Annotated in this window: 13 protein-coding genes; 7 read left to right on the top strand and 6 right to left on the bottom strand. The window is 62.1% G+C overall.

What is annotated here, in order from left to right:
• Positions 1–100 precede the first annotated feature (100 nt).
• The 5 genes from hpf to lptC form a co-directional block, all read right to left on the bottom strand.
• A complete protein-coding gene (hpf, locus tag ILFOPFJJ_RS13950; RefSeq protein WP_173511513.1) occupies positions 101–673 on the bottom strand; it encodes a ribosome hibernation-promoting factor, HPF/YfiA family in 573 nt (190 codons plus the stop codon).
• Positions 674–911: 238 nt separating this feature from the next.
• Positions 912–2,471 (bottom strand): RNA polymerase factor sigma-54, encoded by a 1,560-nt coding sequence (gene rpoN / locus ILFOPFJJ_RS13945; RefSeq protein ID WP_173511121.1) that lies wholly within the window; start codon positions 2,469–2,471, stop codon positions 912–914.
• 152 nt (positions 2,472–2,623) lie between these two features.
• The gene (lptB, locus tag ILFOPFJJ_RS13940; protein ID WP_210267413.1) at positions 2,624–3,379 is read right to left on the bottom strand and encodes an LPS export ABC transporter ATP-binding protein; all 756 of its coding nucleotides are present in this window, start codon (positions 3,377–3,379) and stop codon (positions 2,624–2,626) included.
• Positions 3,380–3,448: 69 nt separating this feature from the next.
• Positions 3,449–4,012: an LptA/OstA family protein gene (locus ILFOPFJJ_RS13935; protein ID WP_173511119.1), complete on the bottom strand. Its 564-nt coding sequence runs from the start codon at positions 4,010–4,012 to the stop codon at positions 3,449–3,451.
• A 15-nt stretch (positions 4,013–4,027) separates the two neighbouring features.
• Complete coding sequence (gene lptC / locus ILFOPFJJ_RS13930; RefSeq protein ID WP_173511118.1) at positions 4,028–4,696, bottom strand: LPS export ABC transporter periplasmic protein LptC; 669 nt, start codon at positions 4,694–4,696, stop codon at positions 4,028–4,030.
• A gap of 259 nt (positions 4,697–4,955) precedes the next feature.
• On the opposite strand from lptC, the gene sppA reads away from it, so the two are divergent.
• The 3 genes from sppA to ILFOPFJJ_RS13915 all read left to right on the top strand — a co-directional run bounded on the left by sppA (position 4,956) and on the right by ILFOPFJJ_RS13915 (position 6,815).
• Positions 4,956–5,915 (top strand): signal peptide peptidase SppA, encoded by a 960-nt coding sequence (sppA, locus tag ILFOPFJJ_RS13925; protein WP_173511117.1) that lies wholly within the window; start codon positions 4,956–4,958, stop codon positions 5,913–5,915.
• A gap of 112 nt (positions 5,916–6,027) precedes the next feature.
• Positions 6,028–6,330, top strand: a complete 303-nt coding sequence (locus ILFOPFJJ_RS13920; protein WP_136506735.1) for an integration host factor subunit beta — start codon at positions 6,028–6,030, stop codon at positions 6,328–6,330.
• A 140-nt stretch (positions 6,331–6,470) separates the two neighbouring features.
• On the top strand, positions 6,471–6,815 hold the full coding sequence (locus tag ILFOPFJJ_RS13915) for a DUF1049 domain-containing protein (protein ID WP_173511116.1): 345 nt from the start codon (positions 6,471–6,473) through the stop codon (positions 6,813–6,815).
• Positions 6,816–6,895: 80 nt separating this feature from the next.
• Here ILFOPFJJ_RS13915 and ILFOPFJJ_RS13910 read toward each other — a convergent pair whose 3' ends face one another.
• The gene (locus tag ILFOPFJJ_RS13910; RefSeq protein WP_173511115.1) at positions 6,896–7,354 is read right to left on the bottom strand and encodes an SRPBCC family protein; all 459 of its coding nucleotides are present in this window, start codon (positions 7,352–7,354) and stop codon (positions 6,896–6,898) included.
• 211 nt (positions 7,355–7,565) lie between these two features.
• Here ILFOPFJJ_RS13910 and ILFOPFJJ_RS13905 point away from each other — a divergent pair, with 211 nt between their 5' ends.
• The 4 genes from ILFOPFJJ_RS13905 to ILFOPFJJ_RS13890 are packed head-to-tail and all read left to right on the top strand — an operon-like array spanning position 7,566 to position 12,349.
• Positions 7,566–8,708 (top strand): class I SAM-dependent methyltransferase, encoded by a 1,143-nt coding sequence (locus tag ILFOPFJJ_RS13905; RefSeq protein ID WP_173511114.1) that lies wholly within the window; start codon positions 7,566–7,568, stop codon positions 8,706–8,708.
• Positions 8,705–9,565 carry a TrmH family RNA methyltransferase gene (locus tag ILFOPFJJ_RS13900; RefSeq protein WP_173511113.1) on the top strand — a complete coding sequence of 287 codons (861 nt, stop codon included), beginning with the start codon at positions 8,705–8,707 and terminating at the stop codon, positions 9,563–9,565. The genes ILFOPFJJ_RS13905 and ILFOPFJJ_RS13900 overlap by 4 nt, the downstream gene beginning before the upstream one ends.
• Complete coding sequence (gene lspA, locus ILFOPFJJ_RS13895) at positions 9,562–10,053, top strand: signal peptidase II (RefSeq protein WP_173511112.1); 492 nt, start codon at positions 9,562–9,564, stop codon at positions 10,051–10,053. Before ILFOPFJJ_RS13900 ends, lspA begins: the two co-directional genes overlap by 4 nt.
• A gap of 55 nt (positions 10,054–10,108) precedes the next feature.
• Entirely contained in the window at positions 10,109–12,349 is a 2,241-nt protein-coding gene (locus tag ILFOPFJJ_RS13890) for a hybrid sensor histidine kinase/response regulator (RefSeq protein ID WP_173511111.1), read from the top strand.
• The last annotated feature ends 79 nt before the right edge of the window (positions 12,350–12,428 follow it).

Raw genomic sequence — 12,428 nt, 5'->3', positions numbered from 1 at the left:
TATATTGGCGGTTACCATGCACAGAAAAGTCGGGCTTTTCCGGCTGTCCGCGTACTGAGCGGCGGGGAATGCCGGCTTTCCCGACATTCCCCTCTTCCACTCATGCCTTGATATTGGCGGCGTCGATCCAGCCAATATTTCCGTCGTTGCGCCGATAGACGATGTTCAGGTCTTCCTTGCCGGGGCTGCGGAACATCAGCACCGGTTCGTCCGTCATGTCGAGTGCCATGACGGCGCTCGCGACGGACATAGTCCTCAACTGTTTCGTGCTTTCGGCAACGATCGTCGGTGCATAATCCTCCGGAACCTCTTCGTCCTGGTCGGGCACCGAGTCCATCACCGTGTAGGCCACTTCAGTGGCATTCTGGCCATTGCCGTTGTGGTGATCCTTGAGCTTACGCTTGTAGCGCCGGAGCCGTTTTTCAATCCGTTCCGAGGCCGCATCAAAGGCCGCCTGCGGCTCATTCGCCTGACCATTCGCCTGCAATACCACGCCCGTGTCGAGATGAAGCTTGCAGTCGGCGCTGAAGCGCGATCCAGACTTTTCCACAGTGACCTGGCTTGAATATCCTCCATCGAAGTATTTGGTAACGGCTTGCTCGATCTGTTCCCCGATGCGGGAGCGGAACGAATCGCCGATTTCCATATGTTTGCCGGATACACGCACACTCATGGAGTTTCCTCTCTCGTTCGTGATTTGCGTATCCAGTCTATTCCAAGCGCCTTCGTCATCCAAGCTTTTCACGCAAGGGCGGCGCATCTGCGCCGCGGAGCCGGCCGCTCGGAACCGCCGAAGTGGAGTAGGGTCTTCGGCGATTGCGGCGCGCTCATATCCCTTGTGTCGCAGGGAGTCAATTGCGAGTCGCAAAAAAATCGGCTGGCGCCGTTGCGCAGCGGTCAAAAGGGCGTGCTCAGAAGCCTGCCGCCTTGGCAAGCGCTCGCTTCTCGCGCCGCCGCTGGACCGAGGAGGGGATATTCATCGCCTCGCGATATTTGGCGACGGTGCGGCGGGCTATGTCGACGCCGGTCTGCTTGAGCATATCGACGATGTCGTCGTCGGAAAGCACTGCGTCCGCGCTCTCCTGCTGGATCATCGTGCGGATGCGGTGGCGAACGGATTCCGCCGAGTGGGCGTCGCCGTTCTCGTTCGAGCCGATCGAGACGGTGAAGAAGTACTTCAGCTCGAAAAGCCCGCGCGGTGTCAGCATGTACTTGTTCGAAGTGACGCGGCTGACCGTCGATTCATGCATCTTGATCGCATCCGCGACGATCCTGAGATTGAGCGGGCGCAGGTGATCGACGCCGTTGACGAGAAAGGCGTCCTGCTGGCGGACGATTTCGCTTGCGACCTTCATGATCGTCCGGGCCCGCTGGTCGAGGCTGCGCGTCAGCCAGTTGGCATTTTGCATGCATTCGCTGAGGAAGGCCTGGTCGGCGCTGTTCTTCTGGGTCCCCCGCGAGATCTCGGCGAAATAGTCGTGGTTGACGAGCACCCGGGGCAGGGCGTCGGGATTGAGCGCGATCAGCCAGGCTCCATCAGGCGCGGCACGCACGATCACGTCCGGAACGATGGACTCAGTGACACTCGTCTCGAAGCTGGTGCCGGGTTTCGGATCGAGCTGGCGGATTTCGGCTAGCATGTCGACCAGATCTTCCTCGTCAACGCCGCAGATCTTCTTGAGACTTGCGAAGTCGCGGCGCGCCAGGAGCTCGAGATTGGCGATCAACGCCTCCATCGCCGGATCGAGACGGTCGCGCGCGCGCAACTGTATGGCGAGGCATTCGCTGAGCGTGCGCGCGAAGACCCCCGGGGGGTCGAACTGCTGCAGGTTGAGAAGCACGCGCATCACGTCTTCGTTGGTCGCGCCGAGCCTGGCGGCCATCTCGGTGAGGTCCGCGTGGAGATAGCCGGCCTCGTCGAGCTGGTCGATGAGGTGCTGAGCGATAAGCCGGTCGCCGGGAGCACTCAGCGCGAGCGGCAGTTGTTCCAGGAGAACGTCCCTCAGGCTTTTCCGGCCGGCGACAAAATCATCGAGATCATATCCCTCGCCGTTGTCGCCTTCGCCGCCTCCGGGCATCGACTTCCATTGGCCGAGCAGTTCCGGTGCATCGGCGCGTTGCGGCGGTGTGTCGTCCGGGAAGACATTGGCGAAATCGGCGTCGAGCTGGTCGCTGAGCCTCTCGCCCGCGCTTGATGTCGCACTATCGTAGACGTCGCTCTGGCCGGCAGCCTCGTCCGACCCCGCTTCGCCGGACGCCGGCGAGGGGTCCTCGCGGGCGGAGCGATCCTGGGCGGTGATCATCTCGTCGCCGCTTTGAAATTCGAGCAGCGGGTTTTTTTCGACTTCCTGGGCGATGAACTGATTAAGCTCCAGATGGGTCATCTGAAGCAGCTGGATCGACTGCATCAGTTGCGGCGTCATGACCAGCGACTGAGACTGGCGCAGATATAGGCTGGCGGACAAGGCCATGCTGACGCGTAACTCCCATCATGTCTCCGAAGGCCGTGTCTCCAGATGGTCTTCGAGAGGCCTTTTTATTAGTTGGCCCAAAAATTGCTTATTAAGGAGTTTTGGTCAAGCGCGGTCGCGGGCGGATGCGGCGGATTCGCCCGCAATGTCGCCTAAAGGCTGAAATTATCGCCGAGATAGAGCCGACGGACATCTGGGTTGGTGACGATGTCGTTGGCGCGGCCGTGCGTGAGGACTTCGCCGGCATGGATGATGTAGGCCCGGTCGATGAGACCGAGCGTCTCGCGTACATTGTGGTCGGTGATGAGGACACCAATGCCGCGCGAGGTCAGATGGCGCACGAGCGCCTGGATATCGGCGACCGAGATCGGATCGACGCCCGCGAACGGCTCGTCGAGCAGCATGAAGGTCGGATCGGTGGCGAGCGCCCGCGCGATTTCCAGACGCCGCCGCTCGCCGCCGGAAAGCGCGATGGCAGGCGATTTGCGCAGGTGCGTGATCGAAAATTCGCCGAGCAGGTCGTTGAGCTTGCTTTCGCGGCGATCGGCGTTCTTGTCGTGGACCTCCAGCACCGCGCGGATGTTTTCCTCGACCGTCAGACCGCGGAAGATCGAGGCCTCCTGCGGCAGATAGCCAACACCGAGGCGGGCCCGCCGGTACATCGGCATCGTCGTGACGTCGTTGCCGTTGATCTCGATCGAGCCTTCGTCGACCGGCACCAGGCCGGTGATCATATAGAAGCAGGTCGTCTTGCCGGCACCGTTCGGGCCGAGCAGGCCGACCGCCTCTCCGCGACGCACGACGAGCGAGACGCCGTTGACGACGCAGCGCGAACGGTAGGATTTCGTCAAGCCGCGGGCGATCAGCGTGCCGTCATAGCGCGCCTTGTCGACCGTATGGACGGCCATGGCGCCCGCCGACGGCTTCTTGACCCGTTTGCGTTTGTGAAGAAAAGGAATCTGCACGAGCGGTCTACGTCAGTTCTGCTTGCGGGACTGCGGGTCAAGTTGAATCTGCACGCGGCCGCCGCAGGCCTCAAGCTGTGCTTCGCCCGTATCCATCTGTACGTTCAATTGGCAGCCGACGAAGACGTTGTTGCCTTCCGACAGCACCACCTTCTCGCCCTTGAGCACGATCGTCTGCTCGGTCATGTTGACAAGGCCGCTGTCGCCCGTTGCCTGCTGTGCTCCAGAGCTGAGGAACACCTTGTTAGTGACTTCGATCCGGTCGATATCGGCATTGCCGCTTGTCACCGTCGCGCCGCTTTCCGTCTTGTAGAAGACAGTCATGCTGCCGGCCTGCAGCGTGGTCGTGCCCTGGACGACCTTCACGTTGCCAGTGAAGATCGCCTTGCTCTCGGGATCCTTGATCTCGAGCTTGTCGCTCTCGATCTGGATCGGCTTGTCGTTCGAGAGCTGAAGGCCCCTCATCCGGCTGGAGGTGGCCTGGGCCGAAGCACTGGAAACAATCATCAAGGCGCCGAGTCCGGCAATGACCAGGCTCGCTGAAATTCTCAAAAAAACGGCAGGGTTGACCGACATGGGTGCCACCAGGTCCTATTTTGCGTTCTTGCGGATGGTGCTGGGGTCGACATTGACCCTCACCATGCCCTCAAATGTTACAATACGTCCCTTATCTGTCATTCGCAGCGTCTGCGCAATGATCGATCCGCCCTTCATGCTAATCGCGATCGGGCGCTTCGTTTCCATCTCGCCGGCATTGATGTCCAGATAGGCCGATTGGAAATCGGCGTTGACGCCATTATTCATGGAAATCGTGAACGGTGCGTTCATGTCGAGCGTGTTGGCGCCGCGATCGTAGATGCCACTGGCCGCGTCGACCGTCGCAATCAACGTTTCGTTCACCGGCATTTCGGCGTGAATTGTTTCGAGCGTGATGAGGTCCGGGTTGGCGATATCCTGAAGCGCGCGCTGGGCCTTCATGGAATAGCTGATGTCTTGCTTGTTGCGACCGGAAATCGCAGGATTCTGCATGACGATCTTGCCGTCCTCGATCGTTGCCGTCTCAAGCTGCAGCTCTTCCGGCAGGAAGGCGCGCACGAAGGATACGGCCACGAAGATCATGGCGATGACGCTGGCGGCGAGCGGCAACACGACCTTGAGGCGTTTCACCAGCGCAGAGTGCCGCGCTGCCGAAGCGTAGGCATCGGAAGAGCTCGTGCCCGAATCGGCGAAGATTCCGGGAAATCGTGCTTCGTTCAGCATGGAGAGGCCTGTCGGTTCCCTTGGGTCTCGGCGAATCCGGAGGACCCGCATTTACATACAATGGCGTAAGTCACGGCAAATATGGTTATTTTCTTACTGTCCGGCAATGGAGCGGCAAAAACTTTGAAAGGCTGCGAAAAAACCGGTCGCGGCTTTCAACTGCCGTCAACCGCCGCTATCTAGTTATCCGCGGCTCGCGCAAATAGCATGTTCCATTGGAAACTGACAGGACCTCGAGCCAGGAAAACGGGAGAAACCCATGGACGAACTCGCCATAGCCGACCGCCGCAGCCTGCGCCGCAAGGTGAGCTTCTGGCGCTGGGCGGCGGCCATCATTCTCGTGGGCGTGGGCTTCGTGCTGTTTGCCTTCTCGGGTTGGGGGGAGGTGACCGGGCGCGCGCGCCACCACATTGCGCGGGTGGCCGTCTCCGGCTTGATCCAGGATGACCGGGAACTGGTCGAGCGGCTGGAACGCATCGCCGACAACGATTCCGTCAGGGCGCTCATCGTGACGATCTCGTCGCCGGGCGGCACCACCTATGGCGGTGAGGTCATCTACAAGGCGATCCGCAAGGTCGCTGCGAAGAAGCCGGTCGTTTCGGACGTCCGCACGCTCGCCGCCTCGGCCGGCTACATGATCGCGCTTGCCGGCGACCATATCGTCGCCGGAGAGACCTCCATCACCGGCTCGATCGGGGTGATCTTCCAGTACCCGCAGGTCAAAACCCTGATGGACAAGCTCGGCGTGTCGCTCGAATCGATAAAATCGCGACCGCTCAAGGCCGAGCCCTCTCCTTTCCATCCGCCGAGCGATGAGGCGAGGGCGATGATCCAGACGATGATCGATGACAGTTACGGCTGGTTCGTCGATCTGGTGGCCGAACGGCGCAAGCTCGCACGGCCGGACGCGCTCGCGCTTGCCGATGGCCGCATCTTTACCGGGCGACAGGCGCTGAAGGACAAGCTGATCGACACCCTTGGTGGCGATGACGAGATCAGGGCATTCCTTGCTGCCCGCAAGGTGTCGAAAGACCTTCCGGTGGTGGACTGGGAAGCACCGCGCGGAACGTTGCCTTTGGGTCTCGGCGCGATCGTCTCCGAGTGGATCAAGGCTTTGGGATATGACGCTTTTCCGGCAATGAAGGGCCTCGAAAAAATCGGCGGCGAGAAGTTGTTTCTTGACGGTCTTGTTTCGGTTTGGCAGGTTGATGCGCAATAGGAGAAGGCCGCATATGTTGCCCTGAGCCAGAGGCTCTTTTGGCTCAGAGGGAGCGTTATGACGCCTGAAGCCACGAAACAGATAGAACAAGTAAAAAATCAAGGGGGCGACAGTGATCAAGTCAGAACTGGTGCAGATTGTGGCCGCACGCAATCCGCATCTCTACCACCGCGACGTCGAAAATATCGTCAATGCGGTTCTTGATGAGATCACGGATGCCCTGGCGGCCGGAAATCGCGTCGAATTGCGCGGCTTCGGTGCCTTCTCGGTCAAGAACAGGCCGTCGCGCTCGGGCCGCAATCCACGCACGGGCGATTCCGTCTTCGTCGAGGAGAAATGGGTGCCCTTCTTCAAGACGGGCAAGGAACTGCGCGAGCGGCTCAACCCCGGCATGAACGGCAACGACGACGACTAGACCGCGATGATCTTCGATCGATGGAGCAAGTGCGTTCTTTCCGGCGTACGAGAAAGGCTCCATACCCTTGAACCTGCGCGTCGTGCCTTGCGAAAATCGTTCCGATTTTTTCGGACCGATGCGACAGCTGGAGCGGATGCATGCTCAAGAAACTGATCAATATCGTTATACTGGTGCCGCTGGGCGTCATCCTCATCGTACTGAGCGTTGCCAATCGTCAGGCGGTAACCCTGGCGTTCAACCCGTTCAATCCGGCCGACAGCGTGCTTGCGGTATCGGCCCCCTTTTTCGTCTTCCTTTTTCTCGCCGTTATCGTCGGGCTGATCCTTGGAGCCGGGGTGACCTGGCTCAGCCAGGGAAAATACCGTCGTCGCGCCCGGAACGAGGCCAACGAGGCACTGAAGTGGCATCGTGAGGCGGAAAAGCAGCGCAGCCAGGCGGAAAAGCTGGCATCGCAGCCAACCTTGGCTGCGCCGCAGAACTGAACTGTCGCGCCGTATATTGCGCGTGATCGCCTCGCTACAGCGAACCTTGTGTGCCTAAAGGGACGCGCGGCGGTAGTTGCTCAGCTCGCCGCTTCAGCCGCGCCGCTGACCGCCAGGTTGAAATCCGCGAAGAACTGCTGCGCGAGTTTCTTCGACGTCGAATCGATCAGGCGCGACCCGAGCTGGGCGAGTTTGCCGCCGACCTCTGCCTTGACGTTATAGCGCAGCACCGTTTCGTCGCCCTCTTCGGCAAGGGTGACATCCGCACCGCCCTTGGCAAAACCGGCAATACCGCCCTTGCCCTCGCCCGATATCGTGTAGCTTTGAGGCGGATTGAGTTTGGAAAGGGCGACATTGCCATTGAAAGTCGCGGAAACGGGCCCGATCTTGACCTTGACCACGGCCGTCAGTTCCGTCGGCGATTTCATCTCGAGCGACTGACAGCCCGGAATGCATCGCCTCAGAATTTCCGGATCGTTCAGGTATTGCCAAACTGCGTCGCGCCGTGCCGCGATACGTTCTTCGCCGGTCATGTCCATGCCTGTTCCTCCCGTCCTCTTCCTGGCTTCGATCTTGGCAAATCGGAAACGGCTTTGCCAAGAGCACCGGCAGTGCTATTTGCACGGTTTAAGCGTATCGCCCGCCCGCAAATGAATGTGAAGGGCATGTTGGATGCGGCTTGTTCGCGAGTGGCCTCCGGTTCACGAGCGAGTGGGCCGAGTGGTTTGATTGAAGTCCAAGGATCAGCGCGTGAAAGAAAAAGATCGGCGGTCGAAGAACGCCTCGGTCACGGCGGCGAAGGGCCGGGGCGCAGAGGCGCGTGGCGGCCATCATGAGCAAAGGCTCCCGCCGGTGAAGGGGGCGGGGTTCAAGGCCAAGAGCGGCGGACCGCCCTTGAAAACGGCGCCGGAGAAAGGCGAACGGCGGCGATCCGTCCAGGAGGCGCTCCCTGGGCGCGTCATCCGGCACAGAACGGGCGACAAGCCGGCCGAGACGGTGCCGCTTATTCTCGAAACGGCTGCGACGGCAGGCTACCATCTGATCGACAGCGGCGACGGTGAGAAGCTCGAACAATATGGACCCTACCGCATCGTTCGTCCCGAGGCGCAGGCGCTGTGGCCGAAGGCGCTGGCGGCGTCGGTCTGGGAGAAGGCCGATGCCGTCTTCACCGGCGATACCGACGAAGACGGCATGGGGCGCTGGCGGTTTCCGCGCGAGGTACTGGGCGAAACCTGGCCGATGCAGCTTCTCGACACCGACTTCCTCGGCCGTTTCACCTCATTCCGCCATGTCGGCGTCTTCCCGGAGCAGCTTGCCCATTGGTCCTGGGTAAAGGATCAGGTGGCGGCGGCCGGCCGGCCGCTTAAGCTTCTCAATCTCTTCGGTTACACCGGCGTCGCCTCCCTGATTGCCGCCAAGGCGGGCGCGGAGGTGACGCATGTCGACGCTTCCAAGAAGGCGATCGGCTGGGCGCGGGAAAACCAGACGCTGGCGCGCGCCGATAAGCTGCCGATCCGCTGGATCTGCGACGACGCGATGAAGTTCATCCAGCGCGAGGAACGGCGCGGCAGCCGCTATGACATCCTCCTCGCCGACCCGCCCAAGTTCGGCCGCGGCCCAAACGGCGAGGTTTGGCAGCTCTTCGACCACCTGGCGGCAATGCTGGACATCTGCCGCGAGATCCTGTCGCCCGAGGCGCGCGGGCTCGTGCTGACCGCCTATTCGATCCGAGCGAGCTTCTATTCGATTCACGAACTCATGCGCGAGACGATGCGCGGGCGCGGTGGCCGGGTGGAATCGGGCGAACTCATCATCCGCGAGGGCGGTCTCGACGGCAAGGAGCCGGGGCGGGCGCTTTCCACTTCCCTCTTCAGCCGCTGGGTACCCAAATGAACACTGACAGAAGCGATCACGGCACGCCGCGCGTCGGCCACGTGAAGGAGGTGACCAGCCTCACCAACCCGATCGTCAGGGACATTCGCTCGCTCGCGCAGAAGAAGCATCGCGACGAGACGCGTTCCTTCATGGCGGAGGGTCTGAAGCTGGTAATCGATGCGCTCGATCTCGGCTGGAAGATCAAGATCCTCGTCTATGCCAACGCGGCGAAGGGCAAGCCGCAGGTCGATCAGGTCGCGGCGAAGACCGTCGTAAAGGGGGGCTTGGTCCTGGAGGTCAGCGAGAAGGTGCTTTCGACGATCACCCGGCGCGACAATCCGCAGATGGTGGTCGGCATCTTCGAGCAGCGCTATCGCGCGCTGAGGGATGTCCGGCCGGAGGCGGGCGAGACCTATGTGGCGCTCGACCGCGTGCGTGATCCGGGCAACCTCGGCACCATCATCCGTACGGCTGATGCGGCCGGCGCCTCCGGCGTCATCCTGCTGGGCGAGACCACCGACCCCTTTTCGCTCGAAACCGTGCGGGCGACCATGGGCTCCGTCTTCGCCATGCCCGTCGCGCGCGCCAGCGTCGAGGAGTTCATAAAATGGCAGAAAGCCGCCGGCGTGAGGGTTGTGGCAACGCATCTGGCAGGCTCGGTCGATTACCGGACGATCGACTACAAGTCGAAGCCGGTCGTCCTGCTGATGGGCAACGAACAGGCGGGCCTGCCCGAGGAGCTTGCCCGCGAAGCCGGCGCACTCGCCCGCATTCCACAGGCGGGCCGGGCGGATTCGCTCAATCTCGCGATCGCCACCGGGATCATGCTGTTCGAGGCGCGCCGCCACCTCTTGTCGTTGGATGCCGGCGCATGATTGAGCGGCAGGTTCTGTTTTCGAGGCCGCTGCCGATTGCGGCCTTCATTCTGGTGGCGATCGTTGCCGACCAGATCATCAAATATCTGGTCGAGGCGCTGCTGCCCTTCCAGCAGGCGGTCCCGGTCATTCCGATGCTCGCCCTTTACCGTACCTATAACTACGGCGTTGCCTTCTCCATGCTTTCGGGGATGGAGGACTGGTTCATCGTCGGCATGCGGCTGGCGGTCGTCGGCTTCGTGCTCTGGCTTTGGCGCCGCACGCCAAAGGATCGGTTCTTCGCCCATCTCGGCTACGCGATGATCATCGCAGGCGCATTGGGCAATCTCGTCGACCGGCTGATCTTCGGCTACGTCATCGATTATATCCTGTTCCACACGGCCAGCTGGTCCTTTGCAGTTTTCAACCTTGCGGACAGCTTCATCACCGTCGGCGCCGGCTCGATCATCCTCGACGAGCTGCTGCTGGCGAAAAGGCGCGATCGCTAAAACTTTAGAAACGGGCTGAAGGCATTCGGAAGGCTTGCCGTGCTAATTCCATCGCATGGGCAAGGCGTCACGACTTGAGCAGGGGATCGATTCCGGTTTCGGCACGGGAACACGTGCGGACCGGGCTGCACCGTTGGCGCCCGATGCCAGAGCATATTGGCCGGCGCGCTTCGCCTGCGCTATCGCAGGCATTATCGCTGCGGTGATCCTCGTTGCTGCGGGCGCGGCGAACGGCCTTCCGTTGTTTTCGGCAATTGTTGCGGCCGGCGGCCTTGCGGGAGCGTTCCTGCTCCTCGCCGACGGCGTCGACACCTCCGCGGGGCAAAAGGGAACGTTGCGTGAGACCGTCTGCGACGAAGACTGGCAGCGCTTCGAAACCTCGGCCCTGCTCTCGACAATCCATGATGGGCTTGGCGATCTTGCGATCATGCGCGGCATGGACGGCAAGATCGTGTACGCCAACACCGTTTTTCACGAGGTCTGCGCCCGCACCGACGTCCGCGGATTGACCTGTGCGGCGCTGGGGCTGAGCTTCGAGCCGAAGCTCGAGCCCAACCATTATCTTGTGCGTATCGCCACGCCAACGGGAATCCGGCTTTACGACTGGCATGACGTGATCGCCCGCGAGCCGGCAACCGGCAGGCTGATGCGTCACAGCATCGCCCGCGACGTCACCGAGGAGGCGCGCGCTGCGCGGGAACGGGAGGAAGCCCGCCGCCGCGCCGAGGAGACAAGTCAGGCGAAATCGCGGCTGCTTGCCACCGTCAGCCATGAGATCCGCACGCCGCTCTCCGGCATTCTGGGCATGAGCCACCTGCTCGGCCAGACCCAATTGTCGGCCGAGCAGAAAAGCTATCTCGCCGGCATGCAGCAATCCGGCCATGCATTGGTTCAATTGGTCGAGGACCTGATCGACTTTTCCTCGCTTTCGGCCGGGCGGTTTCAGTTGCGCCCGTCGCAGCAGGACTTGCGCCTCGTCATCGAGAGCGTGGTGGAGATGCTGGCCCATCGCGCCCATGAAAAAAGCATAGAGATCGCAGCCACCGTTGCAGCCGACGTGCCAGCGTCCGTGGTGCTCGATGCAGCACGTCTCAGGCAAGTGCTCTTCAACGTGGTCGGCAACGCCGTCAAGTTCACCGAGGCCGGCGGCGTCCTCGTTACAGCGGATGTTACTGACGGCTGCGTGCGAATCCGGATCGACGACACCGGCCCCGGCATGTCGGCCGACGAACTCGGGCGCGTGTTCGAGGAATTCGAGCAGGCCGGAGACGATAGCCAGCGCGCCAAGGGAACCGGCCTCGGTCTGGCGATTTCCCGCAGGATCATGGAAGCCTTCGGCGGCAGCCTGACCGCGTCCAGCGCCTCCGGCCAGGGAAGTCGCTTCGAAGTCCGGTTTCCGTTGCGGGGCGCCAATCCGCCGGCCTCCGCCGCTAGGCACGGCGCGCTATCTGGCGCGCATGTGCTGGTTCTGGCTCCCGAGGGGCCGGTCTCGACCGCGCTCGCGACGACGGTTGCTACCCTTGGTGGCGCATGTCATCGCGCGCCGACGCTTGCCGCCGCCGAAGCCATCGTCGCGGCCGTGTTGTCGAACGACCTGCCGCTGACCGATATCATCGTTGACCATCGCCACGCGGAGCAGTTCCGCCGTCTCCTTTCGCGCCGGCCGGCAATCGCCGGACTGAAGCTGCGTCGGACCTATCTCATCAACCCCGAGGAGCGCACCGCTCATCCGGTAAACCAGATCGACGGCTATGAGGCATGGCTCATCCGCCCCTTGCGCGAAAAGTCGCTGGTCGAGGTTCTGCTCGGGCGACTGAAGGGTATCGAGAAGCGGGATGCGATCAACGACAACCGGCCGATCCTTCGGGAGGCGTCGACGACGGGCGAGGCGAGCGACCAAGGCGCTCACGACATCCTCCTTGCCGAGGACGATCCGGTCAATGCGCTCATCCTGCGGACGGCACTTCGTCGGGCGGGCTATCTGGTGCGCCACGTCGGAGACTTCACCAGCCTTGAACGCGAATTGCACGCCGCCGGCGAGATTGCCGGCAAGGGGCCGCGCCTGATCCTTACCGACCTCAATATGCCGGGCGGCGATGGTCTGGCGATGCTGAAGCGCCTGCGCGAACAGGAAGCGTCCGGCCATCGCCCCCGGGTGCCAGTCCTCGTCTTGACGTCGGATGTGCGCGGCGATCTGCACGAAATCCTGCTTGCTGCCGGAGCGGACTTGGTGTTGCCGAAGCCGCCGGAGCCGGGCCGCCTCGCGGCCGAAATCGCACGCCTTCTCGAAGCGTGACGAGCGCGCGACCAGCGTTCCCGTGATCCCCTCCGTGCCGGGGTTGTAAGCCGCCTCGGTGTCACTATCTTGTTGCAGA

It is taken from the genome of Sinorhizobium psoraleae (genome assembly GCF_013283645.1).
Taxonomy (GTDB): Bacteria; Pseudomonadota; Alphaproteobacteria; order Rhizobiales; family Rhizobiaceae; genus Sinorhizobium; species Sinorhizobium psoraleae.
This window is presented reverse-complemented; position numbering and strand designations above follow the sequence as displayed.